Genomic DNA, 674 nt, shown 5'->3' with positions numbered 1-674 from the left:
CAGCGCGATGGTCCAGCCATAGCGCCCGAGCCCCCGTTCCACCAGCAGGGCGGGATGCGTCTGCAAGGAGCGGGGCAGGACCAGGGGCGGGTGCTCCAGCCCCACATACTCCCGCGTTTCCTCCAGGTATTTCAGGGTGTCGTCGTCCAGCGGCCGGCGGGCGTGGAACTTCCATTCCGGCTTGGACGCCAGGAAAACGATGCCGAAGCGGTCGGCCACCATCACCGCGTCATGGGAGGTGCGCCAGCCATCCTCCAGCGCGTCCAGCACGATCTTGACGGCCAGCACGCCCACCCGCCGGCCGTCATGCTCCACCGGGGCGGCGATGAAATAGCCCGGCAGGCGGGTCACCGTGCCCACACCATAGAAGCGGCCCAGGCCCCGGTCGCGGGCATCCAGGAAATATGGCCGGTAGGAGAAATCGATGCCGAGGTAGCTGTCCGACCGGTTCCAGTTGCTGGCGGCCACGGTGCGGCCGGTGGCGTCCATGAGGTAGAGGACGGCGGAGCCGGCGCTGGCGTTCACCGCTTCCAGATAGCGGTTCACCCGGTCCACCGCCGCCGGATCCGCCTGGCCCGCCGCAAGCGCCGACACGGCCGGGTCGCGGGCGGCGACGGACGGCAGGTAGTCGAAGCGCTCGATCGCGTTGTCCAGGCTGTTGGCATAGATCTCCA

At 69.0% G+C, this 674-nt stretch carries 1 protein-coding gene; it reads right to left on the bottom strand.

The features are described from left to right. On the bottom strand, window positions 1-674 hold a 674-nt coding region (locus tag I55_RS30615), incomplete at both ends, for a cache domain-containing protein (RefSeq protein WP_376739216.1).

Origin of the sequence: Azospirillum sp. B4 (assembly GCF_000333275.1) — a bacterium.
Classification (GTDB): domain Bacteria; phylum Pseudomonadota; class Alphaproteobacteria; order Azospirillales; family Azospirillaceae; genus Nitrospirillum.
This window is presented reverse-complemented; position numbering and strand designations above follow the sequence as displayed.